This window comes from Flavobacterium limnosediminis JC2902 (assembly GCF_000498535.1).
In the GTDB taxonomy this organism is placed as follows: Bacteria; Bacteroidota; Bacteroidia; order Flavobacteriales; family Flavobacteriaceae; genus Flavobacterium; species Flavobacterium limnosediminis.
In genome coordinates, this window is sequence record NZ_AVGG01000031.1 from 54169 (window position 1) to 78374 (window position 24206).

Annotated in this window: 16 protein-coding genes; 4 read left to right on the forward strand and 12 right to left on the reverse strand. The window is 35.6% G+C overall.

All coding sequences use genetic code 11. The features are described from left to right. Positions 1-143: 143 nt before the first annotated feature. The 12 genes from FLJC2902T_RS16295 to FLJC2902T_RS15145 all read right to left on the reverse strand — a co-directional run bounded on the left by FLJC2902T_RS16295 (position 144) and on the right by FLJC2902T_RS15145 (position 20727). A complete protein-coding gene (locus FLJC2902T_RS16295) occupies positions 144-3740 on the reverse strand; it encodes a DUF7619 domain-containing protein (protein WP_023580666.1) in 3597 nt (1198 codons plus the stop codon). 162 nt (positions 3741-3902) lie between these two features. Continuing rightward, on the reverse strand, positions 3903-5927 hold the full coding sequence (locus FLJC2902T_RS15100) for a T9SS type A sorting domain-containing protein (protein ID WP_023580667.1): 2025 nt from the start codon (positions 5925-5927) through the stop codon (positions 3903-3905). A gap of 114 nt (positions 5928-6041) precedes the next feature. After that, a complete protein-coding gene (locus FLJC2902T_RS15105) occupies positions 6042-8489 on the reverse strand; it encodes a DUF7619 domain-containing protein (protein WP_035679154.1) in 2448 nt (815 codons plus the stop codon). 287 nt (positions 8490-8776) lie between these two features. Then, complete coding sequence (locus FLJC2902T_RS16300) at positions 8777-8926, reverse strand: hypothetical protein (protein ID WP_023580669.1); 150 nt, start codon at positions 8924-8926, stop codon at positions 8777-8779. 559 nt (positions 8927-9485) lie between these two features. Further along, on the reverse strand, positions 9486-11255 hold the full coding sequence (gene rpsA, locus FLJC2902T_RS15110) for a 30S ribosomal protein S1 (protein WP_023580671.1): 1770 nt from the start codon (positions 11253-11255) through the stop codon (positions 9486-9488). Positions 11256-11893: 638 nt separating this feature from the next. Beyond that, entirely contained in the window at positions 11894-13147 is a 1254-nt protein-coding gene (locus tag FLJC2902T_RS15115; RefSeq protein WP_023580673.1) for a nucleoside permease, read from the reverse strand. 138 nt (positions 13148-13285) lie between these two features. Then, a complete protein-coding gene (gene cmk, locus FLJC2902T_RS15120; RefSeq protein WP_023580674.1) occupies positions 13286-13975 on the reverse strand; it encodes a (d)CMP kinase in 690 nt (229 codons plus the stop codon). Positions 13976-14081: 106 nt separating this feature from the next. Beyond that, positions 14082-15101 carry a type IX secretion system protein PorQ gene (gene porQ / locus FLJC2902T_RS15125; protein ID WP_023580675.1) on the reverse strand — a complete coding sequence of 340 codons (1020 nt, stop codon included), beginning with the start codon at positions 15099-15101 and terminating at the stop codon, positions 14082-14084. A 195-nt stretch (positions 15102-15296) separates the two neighbouring features. After that, positions 15297-17750 (reverse strand): endopeptidase La, encoded by a 2454-nt coding sequence (gene lon, locus FLJC2902T_RS15130; RefSeq protein ID WP_023580676.1) that lies wholly within the window; start codon positions 17748-17750, stop codon positions 15297-15299. 196 nt (positions 17751-17946) lie between these two features. Then, a complete protein-coding gene (locus tag FLJC2902T_RS15135) occupies positions 17947-18471 on the reverse strand; it encodes a lipocalin-like domain-containing protein (RefSeq protein WP_023580677.1) in 525 nt (174 codons plus the stop codon). Between the two features lie 60 nt (positions 18472-18531). Beyond that, a complete protein-coding gene (locus FLJC2902T_RS15140) occupies positions 18532-19848 on the reverse strand; it encodes an MFS transporter (RefSeq protein ID WP_023580678.1) in 1317 nt (438 codons plus the stop codon). A gap of 60 nt (positions 19849-19908) precedes the next feature. Beyond that, a complete protein-coding gene (locus tag FLJC2902T_RS15145) occupies positions 19909-20727 on the reverse strand; it encodes a M48 family metallopeptidase (protein WP_081712578.1) in 819 nt (272 codons plus the stop codon). Positions 20728-20905: 178 nt separating this feature from the next. Between FLJC2902T_RS15145 and FLJC2902T_RS15150 the strand changes: the two genes are divergently transcribed. From FLJC2902T_RS15150 to FLJC2902T_RS15165, 4 genes are read left to right on the forward strand one after another with little or no spacing between them, the layout of a single operon-like run. Continuing rightward, positions 20906-21760, forward strand: a complete 855-nt coding sequence (locus FLJC2902T_RS15150; protein WP_023580680.1) for an alpha/beta hydrolase — start codon at positions 20906-20908, stop codon at positions 21758-21760. 5 nt (positions 21761-21765) lie between these two features. Then, entirely contained in the window at positions 21766-22242 is a 477-nt protein-coding gene (gene msrB, locus FLJC2902T_RS15155) for a peptide-methionine (R)-S-oxide reductase MsrB (protein WP_023580681.1), read from the forward strand. Next, positions 22239-22631 carry a peptide-methionine (R)-S-oxide reductase MsrB gene (gene msrB, locus FLJC2902T_RS15160; RefSeq protein ID WP_023580682.1) on the forward strand — a complete coding sequence of 131 codons (393 nt, stop codon included), beginning with the start codon at positions 22239-22241 and terminating at the stop codon, positions 22629-22631. The genes msrB (FLJC2902T_RS15155) and msrB (FLJC2902T_RS15160) overlap by 4 nt, the downstream gene beginning before the upstream one ends. Positions 22632-22634: 3 nt before the next feature. Continuing rightward, positions 22635-23276 (forward strand): endonuclease III domain-containing protein, encoded by a 642-nt coding sequence (locus FLJC2902T_RS15165; RefSeq protein WP_023580683.1) that lies wholly within the window; start codon positions 22635-22637, stop codon positions 23274-23276. Positions 23277-24206 lie beyond the last annotated feature (930 nt).

Below are 24206 nucleotides of genomic sequence, written 5' to 3' on the forward strand. Positions count from 1 at the left end.
TAGAATACAAAATTACTTAAAATTGCCGAGCCTTAACTTAATCTTAGTGCATATTAACTTATATTATTTTTAAGCTAATGGATGAAAACAAAAAATCCCGATCACAAACTGCAATCGGGATTTTAAAGCATGAAAAATATAACTTATTGTTTGATAAACTTGGTATTCGATGTTCCTTTATCGGAATTGATTTTGATGAAATAATTCCCGGATGCCAAATTGGAAACATCCACTTTTGAAACATTTTGTGCGTTTGGAACCACCACTACCAATTGTCCTAACTGATTGTAGATATTGATGGAACTCACTTCTATGGTTTGTTTGGTTTCGATGTTCAGAATATCATTTACCGGGTTTGGATACAACATAAAATAAGTTGCGAAACTGAAATCATGATTGCTCAATGCAGCGATAGTTGTTGTTGCCGTATTGGTTACGATTGGGAAGTTGTAATCGAAATAAATACTGGCACTGTTGCTGAACGTATTCCCGACAACCAAAGTTGGTTTCGTTTTGATTTTGAACGCAACAAAACCATCATTATTCGCATTATCAAAAGGAAGATTGATATTTTCGAAGATGAAATCTACTTTATTTCCTGAAGAGATATTGGTTACAAACGAGTGGCTTCCTTTAATCGGAACCAATGAATTAATATCAAAGTTGTTTGTATCAATCATGTCTTTCACTACGATGTTTTGTGCATTGGCAGTACCATTATTTTCAAAACGAATCATATAATGCACATACTTCCCTACTTCGCCTGGAGCTATCGTTGCGCCTTGCAGACAGGTTTTATCGTTTGGATCGAAAGAGTTTACTACGGTTTGGTTAAATGCAAGCGTATTATCGTTTGGCGTTTCATCTGTCGCCACTGAAGTAATTGTTGCAGTGTAATTCAAAACATCTCCTCCATTTACTGCCGGAGTTTCCATTGGGGAATTAACATTCATAGTCAACATGATTTCACGTGTTTCAAAAGACTGAAGATTTGTAAAATTCCATGACAAGTTATTTACTGTTTGATTAGTAGCAACCGGATTAGCTGAAACTAAATCCAAAATCGAATCATCAAAATTCAAATTTAAAGTTCCAGATTGTGTGTTTGTTCCTTTATTTTTGTAAATCAATTTGTAAACTGCATCAAAACCAGGTCTTGCTGGATTTACAGGTAAAATAGCTACTTCCAAATCTGGGTGAGTACCATTTGCCGTTATACAGAAGTTCTGAGTGAATGGACTTGCTTGTGTTGGGAAAGTAACATTTACTGTTGATGGTGAAGCAATAAAATAATTCGGATTTTCAAATACTGGCGTAATTGTGTGTGAGCCATTTGTAAAGGCTGTACTATAATTTCCTGTAGTATTTGCTATAAAATAATTGTTATTAGCACCTGAAACAACTTGTATTTTCAAGTTTGTAAAGAGGTTATCATTAAGATCACAATCATTATTATTTGAATCAAATCTAGTCTGACCTTGTACAAAATTATAATCTTCACCTAATAAGCGAATCATACTTCTTGCCGGTTGTCCTTGGTATTTCAATAACCAACCATATAATAAAATTTTACCATCTGTCTGACAATAAAGGTTAGGAGAATCATCACCTTCAAAATATTGCTCACTAAAAGTAGTATCAATTGTCCCGTTATTATTAAGCCTTACCATTTTCCTTTGATAAATACTATTATCTGATAATGATAAAACAATTTTTTGATTTGGTAACAATATAAAATCAACAATACTAAATCCACTATTTTGCAAACTATAATTAAAAGATGTGTCCAAAGTACCGTTGCTAAAAATTCTTAAAAAATTTGTATTAACCCCATTGACAGTAAATTGCCCTTCAATTAATATTTTTCCGTCCTGTTGAACGACAATGGAATTAACAACTGAACTTGTTATCAGAGGATCTAAAACAAAGGTTGAATCAACTCCCATAGTGCTTGTATATCGAATAATTCCATCTACGGTAGTTCCTGAAAGTGCTCCTCCAACCAAAATTTTACCATCATTTTGACCTACTATAGTTTTCACATTATTCCCAATATCAAAAGTTCCCCAAATTTGACCAATACTATTTAATCTGACTAAACCAGAACAAGAACTATCATTAAAAAACGTAAATGCACCTCCAACTAAAACAAGGCCACTAGATAGTGGGTATATTTTTTTAATAGCACCGCTAGAACTAAATCCTGTCCCACTTATATTAAAAGCACTGTCTTTGGTTCCATCTCCATTTATTCTAACAATAGTGGCAGCATTCGTGTTATTATATTTAGAAAATGAACCTCCTAAATAAATTTGACCGTTCGATAGAGGTGCAATAGCGGTGACGGCACCTACGTCAATTCCATTAAAACCACCAAAAGTTAATGTGTTATCTAATGAACCGTCATAATTTAATCTCGTAAAACTACTACATAATCTGTCGTTATAAGAATGAAAATTTCCACCTATCAAAATCTTACCATCAGGCGTTTGGACAACTGTTTTTATTGGTATGTCATAAAATCCTTTCGAGGTGTTGTTAAAACTTGAGTCTTTTGTCCCATCAATGTTTAATTTTGCTATAAATCTATCTAATTTTCTAGTATTACCTAAATGACCCGACACCAAAATTTTTTGGTCACTAAAGAAAGAAACAGATTTGATGCCTTCTATATTTAAAAAACCAATAGGATCGGCAAATGTATTATCAATACTTCCATCTACATTTAATCTTACTATATTTTTCTTATTAATGTTATTAAATTTATCAAACGTCCCACTTGCTATAATTTTGTTATCCTGTTGTTCAACTATTTCCCAGACATAATCATATCTATAAGAAGTCATTCCTTCGGTAAAACCAGCTCCAATTTGAAATGACGAATCGACAGTACCATTATTGTTAAGCCTCACCAAATCTACATAAGACTGAGAACTACAACGATTAAACCTTCCTCCGACAAGTATTTTACCGTTATTTAAGATTAATATTTTTTTCAATTGGCTTCCACTACCAACCATCAGAGAAAAATTTGCCGTTGAAAAACTTGTATCAAAAGAACCGTCAGTATTTAATCTTGCCACCTTATCAACATATGAATAAAAATCATTGTTGGTATTGTGAGACACTACTAACTTACCATCAGATTGGATCGCAAATTTTCCAAAATTATAATTAGGCACAGTTGCAAAAGAAGTATCTAAAACTCCATTTGAATTTAATCTTTTTAAATTATTATAAATCCCTCCTTGAGTAGTCTGCCTCGCAACTAAAAGAATTTTTCCATCAGATTGCAATTCAATTTGCGTAACTCCTCCATTTTCAAATCCAACCCCTTGAACATTAAAGCTTGTATCGATACTTCCATCCTGATTGAGCCTAATTAAATCATCGACATCCACTCCATTATAAGAATAGAATTCTCCTCCTACAATAATTTTCCCATCTGGTTGCACTACAAAATCATGCAATATCCCAGCTCCTGAAAAATAAGAAAACCCAGAACCGGTATTAAAACTAGTATCAAGTAAATTCCCATTTAATCGGATTAACTTATTTCCTGTTATCAATAGAATTTTCCCATCTGATAAAACTTTACTTTTTTTCACTTCTGCTTCAACTGAATAATGATTTAGAGGTAAATTAAATTGATTAAAATTTGGATCCCTATCCGTAGGGCTCTGTGCATTAACACAAGGAAAAAGGCAAAAAACCAACAATAGAAAGTAGATTTTCTTCATAAAAATAAATTTAGTTTCTCAAATTTAGAGAAAGTAAAAATTTCAAATATACTTTTCTTACTAAATTTTGTGATATTTCTCAAAATCAAATCTTTTTTTTCAAACAAAAAAACCCCGATTACAAAAACTGCAATCGGGATTTTTATATATGAAAAGTATAACTTATTGTTTAATAAACTTCGTATTCGAGGTTCCTTTATCCGAATTGATCTTGATGAAATAATTTCCGGAGGCCAAATTGGAAACATCTACTTTTGAAACATTTTGTGCGTTTGGAACCACCACTACCAATTGTCCTAATTGATTATAGATATTGATGGAACTCACTTCTATAGTTTGTTTGGTTTCGATGTTCAGAATATCATTTACAGGATTCGGGTACAGCATAAAATATGTCGCAAAATTAAAATCCTGATTGCTCAATGCAGCGATAGTTGTTGTTGCCGTATTGGTTACAATTGCGAAATTATAATCGAAATAAATGCTGGCACTGTTGCTGAATACATCCCCAACAACCAAAGTAGGTTGCGTTCTGATTTTAAAAGCAACATACCCGTCATTATTGGCATCATCAAAAGGAAGGTTGATATTTTCAAAAATGAATTCCACCTTGTTTCCTGAAGTGATATTCGTTACAAAAGAATGACTGCCTTTAATCGGAACTAAAGAATTAATATCAAATTTATTGGTATCAATCATGTCTTTTACCACGATATTTTGGGCATTAGCAGTACCATTATTTTCAAAACGAATCATGTAATGCACGTACTTCCCTACTTCGCTTGGTGATATTGTTGCACCTTCTAAACAGGTTTTGTCGTTTGGATCAAATGAGTTTACTACGGTTTGGTTGAATGTAAACGTATTATCGTTTGGCATTTCATCTGTCGCGGCCGAAGTTAATGAAGCTGTATAATTCAATATATCTCCGTTATTTACAGCCGGAGTTTCGGTTGGAAAATTTACATTTAAGGTTATAGTAATTTCTCTTGTCTCGAACGGTTGTAAATTGGTGAAGTCCCAAGACAAGTTATTTGTAGTTTGATTGTTAATTGCAGGATTGGATGAAACTAAATCCAAAACAGCATCCGTAAATTGTAAAGTAACGGCCCCAGATTGAGTTTGATTTCCTTTGTTTTTGTAAATAAGCTTATACTTTGCATCAAAACCGGGTCTTGCAGGAACAACCGGAACTAATATGATTTCTAAATCAGGATGGCTACCATTTGGGGCTATACAAAAATTTTGTGAGTATGGACTGCCATTGGAGGGAAATGAAACATATACACTTGGAGGGGATACTGTAAAATAAGTAGGATTTTCCAAAACAGGAGTAATTGAATAGCTCCCTGCTGAAACCGGAACAGTATAATTACCACTTAAGTTAGCAACCAAAGTCCCATATGAAGACCCTCCGGTTATATTTAATTTAAGATATGGAAAAGAAAAATCAGAACTATCACAACCATTAATATTACTATCGAACTTATTATTTCCATTAATTACATAGTAAGTTCCACTGGGTACAAACGTACAATAAGAATTTACATTACAATTGGTATAACCATACTCATTTAGCTTACTCTGTACTAAAGCTATTCTTGATTCATCAATGCATACATATTCTAAATTAGGATTATTCCCAAAAGATAAGTGATTAAAAGCTACTCCACCTTTTTTAAGAAAAAGGGAAGTTAAAGAATTATTACCTGCAACAAGAACTTTTAAAGTTGAATTATTATTAATGCTTAAACTTGTCAATTGATTATCATTACAAACTAAATTTTGAATATTAGCCAAATTGATTACATCAATATTTGCAAGTTGATTACCACTCACATCAAGAGTTGTTAAATTTATTAAATTGCTTACATCAATAAATGTTAACGTATTAGCTCTCAAAAACAAGGATCTCAAATTTCTAAAATGAGACAATCCGGTTACGTCAGAAATTGAAGAAAATTCAGCCCATAAACCATGAACTTGCATAGCTTCATTGACTTCAATCTCACCATTGTTGTTAGCATCAAGCCTAAAATTAACACCCGAGGAATTTTGAACAATTGAATTAGAGGAATTTGACTGTAACAATTTAGCCTTTAAATTAGCATCCGGAAAGTTAATAATCTGTCCATTAACGCTTGTAAAAAGAAATAAACTGAATAGTAAAAAGTAAATCTTCTTCATAAAATAAATTTAGCAGCCCAAATATAAATGAAAATGATTATATAAACCGAATTTTCTTATAAAAAATCCCGATAACAAACTGCAATCGGGATTTTGAAGTATGAAAAATATAACTTATTGTTTGATAAACTTGGTATTCGATGTTCCTTTATCGGAATTGATTTTGATGAAATAATTCCCGGACGGTAAATTAGAAACATCCACTTTTGAAATATTCTGTGCGTTTGGAACCACCACTACCAACTGCCCTAATTGATTGTAAATATTGATGGAACTCACTTCTATAGTTTGTTTGGTTTCTATGTTCAGAATATCATTTACAGGATTCGGGTACAGCATAAAATATGTCGCAAAATTAAAATCCTGATTGCTCAATGCAGCGATAGTTGTTGTGGCCGTATTGGTTACGATTGGGAAGTTATAATCGAAATAAATGCTGGCACTGTTGCTGAAAGTATTCCCTACAACCAAAGTTGGTTTTGTTTTGATTTTGAACGCTACGTAACCGTCATTGTTAGCATCATCAAACGGTAAATTGATGTTTTCAAAGATGAATTCCACTTTGTTTCCTGAAGTGATATTGGTTACAAAAGAATGACTGCCTTTAATCGGAACTAAAGAACTGATATCGAACTTATTCGTATCAATCATGTCTTTTACCACGATGTTTTGTGCATTGGCAGTACCATTATTTTCAAAACGGATTAGGTAATGCACGTACTTCCCTACTTCTCCTGGAGCTATCGTAACGCCTTCTAAACAGGTTTTGTCGTTTGGATCGAAAGAGTTTACCACGGTTTGATTTAAAGTAAATGTATTATCATTTGGCGTTTCATCTATTGCAGCTGAAGTAATTGTTGCGGTGTAATTTAAAATATCTCCGTTATTTACTGCCGGCGTTTCCGTTGGGGAATTTACGTTTAATGTCAATGTAATTTCTCTTGTCTGGAATGGTTGCAAATTGGTGAAGTCCCAAGACAAAGTATTCAACGCTTGATTTGAAGTTGCAGGATTTGAAACTACAAAATCCAAAACAGCATCATCAAAAGTTAAAGTAACCGAACCTGATTGGGTTGTATTTCCTTTATTTTTATATATCAACTTGTAAAGAGCGTCGAAGCCCGGCCGTTCAGCTTCTATTGGTAATAAAGATATTTCCATATCTGGATGAACTCCATTTGCATTTACGCAGAAATTCTGAGTAAACGGGCTTGCTTGTGTTGGAAAGGTTATATCTAGCATTGATGGAGTAATATTAAAATACTCGGGGTTTTCTAATATTGGAGTTAATGTATGTGTTCCACTCTGAACGGAAATTGAATAATTACCGGATGCATTTGAAATCACTGTTCCATCAACTGTTCCATTTGTTATGTTAAATCTTAAATTGGATAAAGAAATATCTGAAGCATCACAACCATCATTATTAGCGTCAAATTTATTATTTCCCTGAATAGTATAAAATATTCCTCCAGGTACGAATGAGCAATAAGAATTCAGAATAGTAGTTGGTGGCAGGTATATTCTTCCGTTTTCTATTTCGGATTGATCTGCACATACATATCTGAGTCCTGATCCGGTGGCATAAATAGCATTATTATTTCCGTTTTTCATAAATACGGACTCCAGTAACGGACTATCGTTACAAACTATTTCACGAAAGTCATGGTTATTACTCAAATCAATTGTATTCAACGGACAGTTATTACAAATTATATATTGCAAAAGTGGTATTTCTGAAAAATTCATACTGCTTATTTGAGTACCGCCTAACTCAATCCGTGTAATTTGATTTAATCCTGTCAGATTAATACTTGAAATCGGATTATTAGCAAAACTTATGTCACGAAGATTGATTAACTGCGAAACATTCAAGTTAGCTATTTGATTATTGTTACAATCTAAAGTTCTAAGGTTTATTGAGCCGGAAACATCTAAATTTGTCATATGATTATTAAAACATTTAAGGCTATTCAGAAGAGTTAAATTGGAAGCATTAAGTGTACTAATATTGTTATTTTCACATCTAAAATCATATAGATTTGATAAAGCGGTTACATCAATTGTATTTAATTGATTATTATTACACCACAATTTTCGTAAAGTTGTACAGCCTGTCAAATTTAAATTCGCTAACCGATTATGTTCAACATTAACATCCTTTAACTCAGTCAGACCTACAATATTTAAGTTTTGCAATTGGCCATGATGGCATTGCAAATCCTGGAGATGTGTTAACGTCGACAAGTTTAAGCTAACTATATTATTGGATCCACACGACAATTTTCGGAGATTAGTAAAATATTCAATTCCTGTCAAATTATTTATTGGAGAACCACTAATATGCAATTCATATACGTTTTGTGCCTCACTCAATTGAATTTCACCATCATTATTTGTATCAACAATCATAGAATAACCATTGCTATTTCTTGCATAACCATAAACAGTACTTTGAACAGTTAGCTGTGATTTAAAGTAATCATTCGGGATAAAAATGGTTTGGGCTCCTAAAGTTCCGAAAAGTAAAAAAGCAGCTAATACAACGTAGAATTTCTTCATAAGAATAAATTTAGTTTCTCAAATTTAGAGAAAGTAAAAATTTCAAATGTACTTTTCTTACTAAATTTTGTGATATTTCTCAATAAATGAGCATTCTACAGCAATTAAATACGCCATCCAACACAATAAATGGCGTTCCGAGCGTACTCTACCCCGTTTCCTTACGTGGAAATTTGGTACTGTCTCCCAAAATTTTGATACCATCTACTAAAACTTTGGTAATGTCTATTAAAATTTTGGTAAGAGCTACTAAAACTTTTGTAAGATTAACTAAAACTTTTATAAGATTAACTAAAACTTTTAATACCATCTACTAAAACTTTGGTAAGAGCTACTATAATTTTGGTAAGAGCTACTAAAATTTTGGTAAGAGCTAATAAAATTTTGGTAAGAGCTACTAAAATTTTTGTAAGATTTACTAAAATTTTTAATACCATCTACTAAAACTTTGGTACTGTCTACTAAAATTTTAATTCGCACCAGCAATTTATCCGGTTATTTTTCCATTTTCGCTTTTAATTCAGCAAGAATATCATTGTTATCTCCTAATGTAATTGTATACTGATTTAATTCGTGAATTTGTGGCGGAAAAATAATTTTAAAAACCACTAATTCACGAATTATCAGAAAGAGTTTTATAGGATTCTGATTTGTTGCGGAAGTACTATTCGAATTCGGGTTAAGAAAGGATTAGTATCCTCCTTTTCCATTTTTGCTTTTAATATCAATGTTATCTCCTAATGTAATTGTATGCTGATTTAATTCGTGAATTTGTGGCGGAAAAATAATTTTAAAAACCACTAATTCACGAATTATCAGAAAGAGTTTTATAGAATTCCGATTTGTAGAGGAAGTAATATTCGAATTCGGGATATTATTTAAAAAGAGATTGCTCTTTCGTCGAGATAATAGCACGTATAAACTAATAATAACAAATGAAAGCATAAAAAAAGCCCCGCAAATGCGGGGCTTTTAAATATTCAGGTTAAGAAAGGATTAGTTTCCTCCTTTTTCCATTTTCGCTTTTAATTCAGCAAGAATATCATTGTTATCTCCTAATGTAGATGCAGGTGCATTTGTAGAAGATGCAGTGTTAGCTTCAGAAGCTTTCACGTTTTTCTCTTCTTCTTCGCGGAAGATAGCAGTGTGAGAAGCAACTACTCTTTTGAATTCTTTGTTGAACTCGATTACTTTGAAATCAGCAGTTTCGCCTTTTTTCAATTTCTTTCCGTCTTCTTTTTCAAGGTGACGTGTAGGAATGAAAGCAACGATATCATCACCGAATTCTACAGTAGCTCCTTTGTCAACGATTTCAGAGATAGTTCCGTTGTGGATAGTTCCAACTGCGAAACCTTCTTCATATTTGTCCCAAGGATTAGGAGTAGTTTGTTTGTGACCTAAAGATAATTTACGTCCGTCAACATCTAATTCTAATACTACTACATCTAATTTGTCACCAACGTTAACAAATTCAGATGGGTGTTTGATTTTCTTAGTCCAAGAAAGGTCAGAGATATATACTAATCCGTCGATACCTTCTTCTAACTCAACGAAAATTCCGAAGTTAGTAAAGTTTCTAACGATACCTGTATGTTTAGAACCTACTGGGTATTTAGCAGTGATATCAGTCCAAGGATCTTGCGTTAATTGCTTGATACCTAAAGACATTTTACGATCTTCTCTGTCTAAAGTTAAGATAACTGCCTCAACAGTATCACCCACTTTTACGAAATCCTGAGCCGAACGTAAGTGCGTAGACCAAGACATTTCAGAAACGTGGATTAAACCTTCAACACCTTCAGCAACTTCGATAAATGCACCGTAATCAGCGATTACAACTACTTTACCTTTTACTTTATCACCAACTTTTAAGTTAGCATCTAAAGCATCCCAAGGGTGAGCGTTTAATTGTTTTAAACCTAATTGGATTCTTGTTTTCTCATCATCGAAATCAAGGATTACCACGTTAAGTTTTTGGTCTAATTCAAGAACTTCACTTGGGTGGTTGATTCTTGACCAAGAAAGGTCAGTAATGTGGATTAATCCGTCAACACCACCTAAGTCAATGAACACACCGTAAGAAGTAATGTTTTTAACAACACCTTCTAATACTTGTCCTTTTTCTAATTGACCAATGATTTCTTTTTTCTGTACTTCAATATCCGCTTCGATAAGCGCTTTGTGAGAAACAACTACGTTTTTGAACTCATGGTTGATTTTCACAACTTTGAACTCCATAGTTTTGTTTACATATTGATCGTAATCACGGATAGGTTTAACATCGATTTGAGAACCTGGTAAGAAAGCTTCAATACCAAATACGTCAACGATCATACCACCCTTAGTTCTGCATTTTACGAAACCGTTAACGATTTCTCCAGTTTCATTAGCAGAAATAACTCTATCCCAAGCTTTGATTGTACGTGCTTTTCTGTGAGATAATACTAACTGACCTGATTTGTCTTCACGAACGTCAATTAATACTTCTACTTTGTCTCCAACTTTTAAGTTTGGATTGTAACGGAATTCGTTTAAAGAAATTACACCTTCAGATTTAGCGTTGATATCAACGATAGCATCTCTTTCAGTGATTCTAACAACAATACCTTCTACAACTTCTTCCTGATCCGTTGCGATGAAAGTTTTTGCAACTAATTCTTCGAATTCCTGTAAGTTTTTCTCGTCTACTGCATCGATACCTTCTTCGAAGTTATGCCAGTTAAAATTCGCTAAAAACTCTTCTTGTGATTTTAATGTTTCAGACATGTCTGATAAAAAATTTGTATGCCGTGCCTCTCGGGTTTCATAAAGTGACAGAAAACAACAGCAGTGTTTTACATAAATAGTTGATACCTAATGGAAACCCTTATCCACCAAAAGGTGTGCAAAGTTAATTCTTTTTTTAAGAATACAAAAGTTTTTACGATTAGACTTCTTAGAAAATCAGATTATTAGTCTGTTTAGACTTCTTAGATTTTTAGACTTCTTAGATTTTTAGACTTCTTAGATTTTTAGACTTCTTAGACTTTTTATTCTCTTTGGGAATTTGGGTTTTGTAATTGTAAAATCACTGATCTGGCAGGTCTAACCAATCTAACCAATCTAACCAATCTAACCAATCTAAGCAGTCTAAGAAGTCTGAACAGAAGCGAATGGCTTGGGCATTTTTGCAAACCCTATTCCCACTTTCCGTCGCGCACGGCGCTTCCTCCAATCGGGGCTATTTAGGATTTGTATTGTATATCTGGATGTTACACCTGGCAGGTTTTAAAAACCTTTCAGGTGTAAAAGATGCAATTAAACTAAAAGCTTCCAGCCTTTTTAAGGCTGGAAGCTTTATTTTAAAAAATAAAAACCCGACAGTTTCAACAAACTGTCGGGTCTAATAAGCACATCTTAATCCGTTAATGACTCACACTCTCCACATCCTTCGGATTGTGTTTGTGCTTGAACAACACGGCAAAAGCAATCGCGATCACCAAAGCGTAAGCCGCAAATGCCAACCATATATTATGCCAGTCGCGTTGACCGTCAACAGTGAAATATTTATCGATAACATAGCCACTGATAATTCCGCCAAAGAAAGCTCCAAATCCGTTAGACATCATCATAAACAAGCCTTGTGCACTCGAACGTATTTTAGAATCCGTAGTGGTTTCCACAAATAAAGACCCTGAAATATTAAAGAAGTCAAACGCCATTCCGTATACAATACAGGAAAGAATAATCATCCACAATCCTCCTTCGGGATCGCCATAAGCAAACAATCCGAAACGCAATACCCAAGCCAACATACTCATCAACATTACCTGTTTGATTCCGAAACGCTTTAAGAAAAACGGAATCGCCAAAATAAACAACGTCTCCGAAATTTGCGAAATCGACATGATTATAGTAGAATATCGTACCACGAATGAATCGGCATATTGCGGAATCTTTTCAAATTCCGACAAATAAGTATCCCCATACATATTGGTTAACTGCAATGCTCCTCCCAAAAACATGGAAAAAATAAAGAACAACGCCATTTTATAATTGGCAAAAAGCTTAAAAGCATTCAAACCCAATGACTGTAATAACGATGCGTCTTTGGAAGTGGTATTCTGTGGCTCACAAGCCGGTAAAGTAAACGAGTAAACACCCAAAACCACAGCAGCAAAAGCAGAGATGTAAAACATATTTACCGAAGCTTTGTTTCCGGTCAGATTGGTAATCCACATGGCAACTATAAAACCGATGGTTCCCCAAACGCGAATGGGCGGAAACACTTTAACCACGTCAAATTTATTATTTTTAAGAATGGTATATCCGATAGAATTCGACAATGAAATCGTGGGCATATAACACATCATTGCTGCAAAAATCACCCAATAAAAAGTGGTCGGATTATCCACCTGAGGCAAATACGCTATGGCCAAACCACCTAAAATATGTAAAATACCATACAGTCTTTCCGCATTTACCCAACGGTCTGCAATAATTCCCGTAAGTGCTGGCATAAGAATAGAGGAAAGTCCCAATGTGGAAAAAATAGCCCCAAACTCTGCCCCACTCCATTGCTTTGTACCAAACCAGTAATTTCCAACGGTAATCAACCAGGCTCCCCAAACGAAAAATTGCAGAAAGCTCATCAGTACAAGGCGGTTTTTAATGTTCATGCGTGTTTTTTTGTGATAATAATTCGTTTAATTTTCAAAAAGCCGGTAAATCTAACACTAAAAACAAAAAATCCAAAATAATTTGAACTATTCTGTCAGTTCAAACCATTTCGGATTATTATATATTACAGGTATAGGTTATGCCATTACCTTATCGTTAACCAGATTTAAAACCAGTTGGAATTGCTCTTTTTTGGTTAATACTGAATTATCAACCTCAATCGCATCTGAGGCTTTTACCAAAGGGGAATCTTCCCGGTGTGTATCAATATAATCACGTTCGTTTACGTTCTGCAAAACATCCTGAAAAGTAACTCTCTGTCCTTTTTCCACCAACTCATCATAGCGTCGTTGCGCCCTTGTTTCCGGACTGGCAGTCATGAAGATCTTAAGTTCGGCATTCGGAAAAACAACGGTTCCAATATCACGGCCATCCATTACGATTGCCTTATGTTTACCCATTTGCTGTTGCTGTTCAACCAATTTGGAACGCACTTCGGATATTTCGGCCACTTTACTTACCAAACGTGAAACCTCCAGGGTTCTGATTTCGGTTTCAACATTTTTTCCGTTAAGGAACATTTCAGCAAAACCTAATTCCGGGTTAAATTCGAAATGCAGGTGCAGATCAGGCAAACTGTCTACTAGTTTATTTTTATCCAGATGGTCTTCAGAAACATAATGATGCTGCATCGCAAAAAAGGCCACAGCCCGATACATCGCACCCGTATCCACATAAACATACCCCAACTGCTTAGCCAATTGTTTTGCCAATGTACTTTTTCCTGTCGACGAAAATCCGTCTATTGCAATGATAATCTTTTTCAACTTCTTAGTATTTATTATATTTCAGTCCTTCAACTACAACCTCTTATAGTACTTTTCTATTCTCTATTCTCTATTCTCTATTTTCTATTTTCTATTTTCTCTCTTCCTACTGCAAATTAATTGTCAAACCAAACAAACTCATATTGGCAGCAATGGTATACCTTGAATAAGAGTAATCAAATTTTATTTTATTGAACCGTAGCCCAAAACCTGCCGAAATACCTGAAAAATTTCGCTGTTCCTCTATCCGAAGTTCTTCTCCTCGTCTGAAATTATAGCTCAACCGGACATTAAAACTTTTCTTCGGAAACAATTCGGCACCAATAATTACGTGTCGGAAGGCATTATTAAAAAACGAAACCTTTTCTTCCTGAGTTTCTCCATCGATAGATTCTTCTGCTCTGTTAGGATTACTGAAGGCTATATTCCATTCCTGAAGATTTTCCAGAGTCAAATGCCATCGAAGCGGTACATTTTCAAGTTCCTGTGAAACCCCCGCAATGACTTCAAGGGGTAATTTTTCCCTGTCGCCTGCATAGGTTGTGATTTGCGTCCCCACATTTCTTACTACAAGTGCAATATTGATGTCATTTTTTTCATCGACGTATAAGCCGCCTAAATCCGCCGCAACACCAAACGAATTATAACTTTCTAAGGTTGAAGAAATCAGTTTCAGATTGGCTCCCACATAAATCGGCGTCCACGGAATATTATAAGCATAGCCGCCCGAAAGTGCTATTTCGCTACCTGTAAAATCACCCGCTTTTTGCCCTGTTTCATCATATCCTTCAAATTGTCCGTAATTTACATAATTCACACCCAAATGCAGGGTTTGCACATGACGGTCCCATGTATAGGCATAAGCACCGGTTCCGTAACTGACTTCTCCGAAATAACTTCCGTAGTTTAACGAAAGGTGATTGTCCATCTCCGCATTAATGGTAGCCGGATTGTATATCGCCTGATTTACATCCTGATCGTAGATGGTAACCGTTTTACCACCCAGAGCTGCCTGACGCGGTGAAGTCACTAAACTCAGAAACTGATAAGTATGTTTTCCACCAATCTGACCGTGGTTTACAGAAAAAATCATCAGCAAAAAGAAAGTCAGTAGTTTCTTGTACATTTATTAGTTTTCGTTTCTGAATGAATAACGCAATTGCGAAGATAAAATTATAAATGAAATAAATTTCAATTTTTAAAACCCAAATTTCAGGTAAAATGAAAATAAAAATGAATTGGAAAAAAAATCCCAAATTCCAAAACTGACGATTCTCAGATTGGAATTTGGAATTTAAAAGATTATGATTAAAAAAGTTGTTTATTCCAACTGTTTCGCGTTTTTCACCTTCTGATTCGTAATGGCGATATTCAGCACTTCCTCCATTGTGTCTACATAATGAAACGTCAGTCCTTCAATGTATTCCGGTTTGATTTCATCAATGTCATATTTATTTTCCTGACAAAGAATGATTTCTTTAATATTGGCTCTTTTCGCAGCCAGAATTTTTTCCTTAATCCCTCCTACCGGCAGTACTTTTCCGCGAAGGGTAATTTCTCCGGTCATGGCAAGGCTTTTCTTCACTCTTTTTTGGCTGAAACTGGAAACCAGAGACGTTAACATCGCCACACCAGCACTTGGTCCGTCTTTAGGGGTTGCTCCTTCCGGAACGTGAATATGAATATTGTATTTCTCTAATACTTCGGTTGAAATACCCAATTTTTCGGCATTGGATCTAATGTATTCCAAAGCAATGGTAACAGATTCTTTCATGACAGTACCCAGATTTCCGGTCATTGTCATTGCTCCTTTCCCTTTTGAAATAATGGATTCTATGAATAAAATATCACCGCCAACGCTGGTCCACGCTAAACCGGTAACTACACCTGCAGTTTCATTATTTTCGTATTTATCACGCTCCATACGCGGCGCTCCCAATACTTTTATAATATCTTCATCGGTAATCTTCTTATTATACTCTTCCTCCATGGCAATGCATTTAGCAGTATTTCTCACCACAGAAGCAATTTTTTTCTCTAACGAACGGACACCGGATTCCCTGGTATAACCCACAACAATTTTTTCAAGCTGCTTTTTGCCGACTTGCAGGTCTTTGGAAGTTAGACCATGTTCCTTAAGTTGTTTTGGAAGCAAATGCTGTTTCGCGATTTCAACTTTCTCTTCAATCGTGTAGCCGGTCATGTTGATCACTTCCATACGATCGCGCAGCGCAGGCTGAATGCTTGTCATGCTGTTTGAAGTTGCAATGAACATGACTTTAGACAAATCAAAGCCCATCTCAAGGAAATTATCGTAGAAATCTGAATTTTGTTCGGGATCCAATACTTCTAATAATGCGGAAGACGGATCTCCATTAAAACTGCTCGACAATTTATCAATCTCATCCAAAACAAATACAGGATTGGAAGTACCCGCTTTCTTTAAACTTTGGATAATACGACCCGGCATCGCTCCGATATAAGTTTTTCTGTGGCCTCGAATTTCCGCTTCATCACGCAAACCTCCTAATGAAATACGGACATACTGTCTTCCCAATGCTTCTGCAATCGACTTTCCGATAGAAGTTTTACCAACTCCAGGTGGTCCGTACAGACAAAGGATTGGAGACTTCATATCGTTTCGCAATTTTAAAACCGCCAAATGTTCAATGATACGCTTTTTAACATCTTCAAGACCAAAATGATCACGGTCCAGTATTTTCTGTGCGTTTTTTAAATCGAATTTATCTTTAGAATATTCGTTCCACGGTAATTCCAGAAACAACTCAAGATAATTACGTTGAATACCGAAATCCGGACTTTGCGGATTCATTCGCTGCAATTTGGAAATTTCCTTTTCGAAATGCTGCGCCACTTTTTCATCCCATTTTTTTGACTTGGCTTTAGTGCGCATTTCTTCAATTTCCTGATCATGTGAAACGCCACCCAATTCTTCCTGAATGGTTTTCATTTGCTGATGAAGGAAATATTCACGTTGCTGCTGATCTAAATCAAAGCGGACTTTGGATTGAATATCGTTTTTCAGTTCTAATTTCTGCAATTCAACATTCATGAAACGCAATGTTTCTAAAGCTCTGTCTTTTAAATCATTAATCGACAGTAATTCTTGTTTTTCTTCAACAGAAAGATTCATGTTGGAAGAAACGAAATTGATCAGAAACGGATCGCTTTCTATGTTCTTAATGGCAAAAGTCGCTTCGGTTGGAATATTCGGACTTTCCCTGATAATCTGAATAGCCAGTTCCTTAATGGAATCTATAATTGCTGAAAATTCCTTGTCCTTTGCTTTGGGACGAACCTCGGCAACTTCTTTAACCTTTGCTTTCAGATAAGGCTCATCGGTGGTTACCGTATCGATTTCAAAACGTTTTTTTCCTTGCAGAATAACCGTCGTATTCCCGTCAGGTAATTTAAGAACGCGAAGAATCCTTGCCACTGTACCTACCATGTGAATGTCGGCTGCACTTGGTTCTTCTACATTTTCATCCCTCTGAGCCACAACACCAATTATTTTATCGCCGGCATTGGCATCATTAATCAGTTTAATGGACTTATCTCTTCCGGCGGTAATCGGAATTACAACACCGGGAAAAAGCACGGTATTTCTTAAAGGCAATATAGGTAACTCACCCGGAAGGGTTTCGTTATTCATCTCTTCTTCATCTTCAGGTGTTAACAACGGAATTAATTCGGCATCCGTATCGATTTCCTGAAGTGACAGATTGTCAAGCGTGAGAATTTTTTGATTTGGCATAGTATTTTTACGACTTTTTGTCATTAAACAATAAAGGACAGTTCCGCTGTTTTACAAGCATAAAATAACCATCCCATTGAATATCAATACAAATTTACGTTTTTATTGAAATTCTTTCTAAGTATTAGTCAATCTTTATGCCATAAAAAAACCCGAAGTATAAGTTCGGGTTTTTTTCATTATTTCTTAAAGAAAACTATTGTTTTGTATAAATCTTGGTGATACCGGACGAAAGAAATTCCGGAGTATCGATAGGGACTCCAACAATAATTGCCTGATCATCTCTCAGACTAATCTGATCCCCGGAAACTGTGTAAGAATCCGTGATACTTCCTGCTCCTTCTGCATACGTTAATAACAATTGACCTCCGGTATAAACCCATGTACCGGATTTTATTGGAGCCGTAGAACATTGAAGCGCATCGGTGGCTGAAATACCCACTCCTTTTGAATCAGCCGTAAATGTATTGTCTTCATTCAATGTTAAAAACATATTATTATAGCAAGCCGTTTCAGACATCTGATTTGTGGACTTATTTCCATCGTTATTCAAATCAGTCTGAACATCTGTATTAAAAGCCGTCAGACGATATCTCCCGATAATCTCATCATTAGTGTTTCCTGTAACAACTGCAGGATCAACAGGCTCAGTATCCCCACAAGATGCAAGTAGGAAAGCAGACATTAATGCCAACGTTGCTAAAATATTAATTCTTTTCATAATTATTGATTAGTGGTTTTTCAATTTTTTCCCAAATATAATATTATTTTTTATTCATCATCATTTTTTAGGTACTCTTATCAACAAGAAAACACCGGCAATAAAAAAAACAGCTAAAAAAACGATGGAATTCCGCATACTCCCCGTTAACTGATCAATCAATCCATACAAAACCATACCAATTACGATTCCTATTTTTTCGGCAACATCATAGAAACTGAAAAAAGAAGCCGTGTCTTTGGTTTCCGGCAAAAATTTGGAATATGTTGAGCGGGAAAGCGATTGGATTCCGCCCATGACCAACCCTACAAAACCAGCGGTAATATAAAAATGTATCGGTAAAGTCACGAAATAAGCGCAAATACAGATTACCATCCAAATTGAGTTAATGACTATCAAAGTTTTTATGTTTCCGAATTTCTCCGAAGCTCTTGAAGTGATTACTGCTCCCAAAACCGCTACTAATTGTATCACCAGTATACTGATGATCAAACCCATAGTCCGTTCTTCGTCTGATTCCCAGTCAATTTCCTGTTCCCCAAAATAAGTTGCTACCAACATAACAGTCTGAACAGCCATGCTGTAAACGAAGAAACTCAATAGGTAACGTTTCAATCGAAGATTTTCTTCCAGTAAAAACCACACTTTTTTTAACTCTCTGAATCCGTTGAAAATGATGGCACTGTGTACTTTATTTCCGTTTCCGTTTGTTCCTTTCGGCAGATAATAAAAGGCGTATTGGCTGAAAATAATCCACCAGACACCAACCGATATAAAGGAATAACGCATCGCTTTCTTCATAGCCTCACCCTCATCCCCTTCAATCCCGAACAACCCCGGTTTCATAACCATCGCAAGATTGATAATTAGCAAAACAACACTTCCGAGATACCCCATAGAATATCCTTTGGCGCTAACTCTGTCTTGCTGTTCGGGAAAAGCTATATCAGGTAAATAGGAATTATAAAACACCAAACTCCCCCAAAAACCAATCAGTCCAAAAAAGTAACAAGCTAAACTAAAGTAAATATTATCGAGATCAAACCAACATAGTCCGATAGTTGACATCGCCCCAAGATAACAGAAGAAACGCATGAACGACTTCTTATTACCTGCATAATCGGCAATACCTGAAAGCAACGGAGAAAAAAATGCTACCATTAAAAAAGCCGCAGCAGTGGTAAAACTTATTAAAGCCGTGCTTTTTAATGTGGTTCCGAAAACTTCGATATTTAAACTTCCCTTGTCTTTAAACAGTTGACCGTAGTAAATAGGAAAAATTGCCGAAGCGATTACCAGACTGTAAACCGAGTTCGCCCAATCATAAGAGGCCCAAGCATTTAATAATTTTGAACTCCCTTTTTTGAGTTGTTTCATAAATTTTGAGTATAAAAAAACCACGCCTTATAAGCGTGGTTCGAATATACATATTTTTTATTACTTAAAAGTCACCCCGAATTTCGCCGCTTCTGCTTTGGCTTCCGGAACCAACTTTTTTATGTTGGCAATTCTCGTTGCATCAGAAGGGTGCGTACTCATGAATTCAGGTGGTTTGTTTCCTCCCGCATTAGCCGACATTCTTTCCCAAAACGCAACCGCAGTTTCAGGATTATAACCCGCAACAGCCATCAGTGTCAAACCAATCATATCGGCTTCACTCTCATGAGCTCGGCTAAATGGCATCATAGCGCCGTACTGAGATCCAACTCCGTAAGCAGCCATAGCCAACTCTTGTGTTTCCTTACTCTGTCCTCCCGTAGCCACGGCAAGACCAGCAGCTCCCAATTGCTGGTAAACACCCGCACTCATACGTTGCTGACCGTGATTGGCCAAAGCGTGTGCCACTTCATGTCCCATTACTGTAGCCATGCCGGCATCATCTTTACAAATTGGCAAAATTCCGGTATAAAAAACTATTTTACCTCCAGGCATACACCAAGCGTTCACTTCTTTACTGTCAACTAAATTGTATTCCCATTTATAATCTTTCAAATACCCTTGATGACCATTCGCATTAAGCCATTTTTCGGCAGCTACCTTTATTTTCATTCCCACATTTTCAACTCGCTCAGCATCTTTGGTTCCTTTAATCACTTTATTTTCACTTAAAAACTGACCGTATTGCTGAAAGGAAGACGGAAATATTTCGCTATTAGACACCAAAGCCATAGTGCTTTTACCCGTAAACGGATTCTTGGCACAAGAAATTACAAGTACCAATATACTCATTAAAATTAGGCGGACTCTTATATTCATAACGTAAGATTTTTAAGTAGCAAATTTAAATAAATACCTTTAAAAAGCATATAAATTTCACCTCAAAATTGAATCACGGTAAGTTACGAAAAAGTATTAATGAACTGATTTAATTTAAGAATAATTTATAGGTGCCGAATTTATTAAAAAAGTAACTTGCCGTATATTTTTACAGAAAATGAAAAAGCCGAAACATCAGCAAACTATTAAAATTCCGAAGTCAATTCTTTATACTGCAAAGGTATTGGAGAGTCTGTCCCCAAAGTTAGCTACAAAATTTGCAATAAAATTGTTTACCACGCCTATCCGACATAAAATTCCGAAAAGGGAAATGGAAATGGAAGCTGACAGCAAACAACAACTGATTACGATTACTTCCATCAAAAAACAAGTAATGATGTATAAATACGGTACTTCTGATAAAAAAGTATTGCTGGTTCACGGTTGGTCCGGCAGAGGAACACAATTGGTTAAAATTGCTGATGAACTTATCAATTTAGGCTATTCCACAATCAGTTTCGATGCGCCGGCGCATGGAAAAGCTCCCGGAAAAACAAGTAATATGACCGAATTTATTGCAACTGCACTCCAAATTGAAAAAGAATATGGTCCTTTTGAATTTGCTATCGGCCATTCGTTAGGTGGAATGACCGTAATGAATGCAATAAAAAGGGGCTTAAATGTAAAAAAAGCAATCATCATCGGAAGCGGTGACATTGTTAAAGATATAATGGATGATTTTGTACTCAAGATTGGTTTAAAACCCGAAATAAGTGAACAAATGAGATTACGATTTGAAAACAAAATCGGGGAAACCATGGATAGTTTTTCTACGTATATAGCTGCAAAGGAAGTTGCTGTTCCGGTTTTGGTAATTCACGACGAAAATGATGATGATGTTCCGGTATCGGCAGCGCATCACATTTACGAACATTTAAGAAACGGAGAACTGATGATCACAAAGGAGTTAGGACACCGAAAAATTTTAGGCGATACGAAGGTCATCAGAAAAATAGCTTCATTTATTCACTAGAAACTATGAAAAAGTTAATCGTTTTATTGGTAATCAGCACATTCATATCCTGTAATGGTCAGGAAAAGAAGAAAGAATCACAACCCGCTTCAAAGCCAGCCGTTGAAGACCCATGGAAAGCCAAATTAACATCCGAGCAATACGAGGTGTTAAGAGAAAAAGGAACGGAAAGACCTTTTACCGGTGAATATTGGAAACATTTCGAAAAAGGCATGTATGTTTGTGCAGCCTGTGCAAATCCACTATTCACTTCTGATGCTAAATTTGATTCCGATTGCGGATGGCCATCGTTTGACCAAGCCATAAAAGGCTCTGTAAAATATACTAACGATAGCAGTTTTGGTATGGAACGAATCGAAGTGACCTGTGCCAAATGTGGCGGACATCTCGGACATGTTTTTGATGACGGTCCAAAAGAAACAACAGGAAAACGTTTTTGTACCAATTCAGTTTCAATACAATTTATTCCAGAAAAAAAATGAGTCATAAAGTCGAAAAATCAGAAGCGGAATGGAAAGCCGAATTAGGCGAGGAAAAATACAGAATCCTGCGCCAAAAAGGAACCGAATACCCACATACCGGGGAATACAACCTCCTTTTTGAAAATGGGACGTACTGTTGCGGAGGCTGCGGAGAACCGCTTTTTGAAAGCGATACCAAATTCGACGGTCATTGTGGTTGGCCTTCGTTTGATGAATCCATACCGGGAAAAGTGGAGTATGTGAAAGATACTTCACACGGAATGTTACGCACAGAAATCTTGTGTGCAACCTGTGGCGGGCATCTTGGACATGTTTTTAATGACGGCCCCACAAAAACCGGAATACGTTATTGTGTAAATTCCTTATCTTTAGCTTTCCGTAAAAAATAAAGCATGAATTTATTTGAAGAACAAATTGATTGGGCTGCCAATTTAGAACCACTTCTGGAAAAATATAAGGGTAAAAAACATCCTTTGGAGTATCAGAATGTCTACCAACTGATGGTAATGGTTATACTGTCAGCACAGGATTCCGATGCCAACATCAATAAAATTGCTCCTGCCCTTTTTGAGGTTTATCCAAATTTAGAAAGTCTTTCAGTTTCCAATACCGATGCGCTCATTCCGCATATCTCAAAAGTCCGCAATTTTGGAACAAAAGCCAGTTGGATTATCGAAATAGCTCAATTACTTAAGGAAGATAAAAATATTCCGAAAACCATGGAAAGTCTTGTGGCATTAAAAGGCATCGGAAGAAAATCGGCTAACGTTATCATGCGGGAAGCCAGTATTCCGTCAGAAGGAATTATAGCTGATTTACACGTAATTAGGGTCGCACCGAGAATCGGTCTGATCTCAGAATCCAAAGATGGAAACAAAGTCGAAAAACAACTAATGCAGGTTTTACCAAAAGAAATTTGGGTTGAGATTGGCATGTCTATTTCGTTTTTAGGAAGAGAAATTTGCCGGCCTACGAATCCAAAATGTCCAGAATGTCCAATCAATTCAAACTGTAATTACTTCAATAATTTATAATATTTGGGCGTGACCACAAGGGTCGGGCTATCCGCTCCAAGTCCTCGCTTCGTCGTTCCTCCTCGCTGCGGGCTTTCCACTCCTATCCCTCACGCAAAACCGACTTTAAAAAGGAGTTCCTGATTTCTGTAAAGCGCCCCTCAAAATCAATGCTTTACACCATATCAAATCTACTTTCCAAATTAATTATAAAGATCATCTGTACAAATTGATACAAAAACCGATTAAAAATAATAAATCTCGTTTTCCAGTTTTCTTAATAACAAAATCATAACTATTTGCCGATTTTCTAATCTACTTCAATGTCCTACAGATTCATTAAATCCAATGGTATTTCCTCAAGACATTACTGTGGTTTCGCTAAATATCGCCTTAAACTTAGAGGTTTTTTCTTATAACAAATGAATTATAAACTAGAAATAAATCAGTTTTCAGGATTTAATTATGGAGTTTCTTACTGATACTTTACTCATCTTAATATTCCAAAAAAAGATTTAATAATGTTACGAATTAAACTTTGAAAAACAACGAGCTTTTAGCGCCAACAAATTTTGAGACTGATCCGTTTTTGCCTTAATTTTCAAAAAAAAAGCAAACATTATAAAAACAAAAAACCTCATTGTTTAATGAAATATTTCAAAACAAAGCCGCTAATCATACAGGATTGCATTGATTTTACCTTTATTTTTTCTAAAAATAAAACCGATATAAAACAAAAACCTCATTATTGAATGAAGTATTTCAAAACAAAGCCGCTAATCCCACAGGATTGCATTGTTTTTACCTTTATTTTTCCTAAAAATAAAACCGTCATAAAACAAAAACCTCATTGTTGAATGAAGTATTTTTAAATAAAGTCGCTAATCCCACAGGATTGCATTGATTTTACCTTTATTTTTTTTAAAATAAAACCGATATAAAACAAAAAAC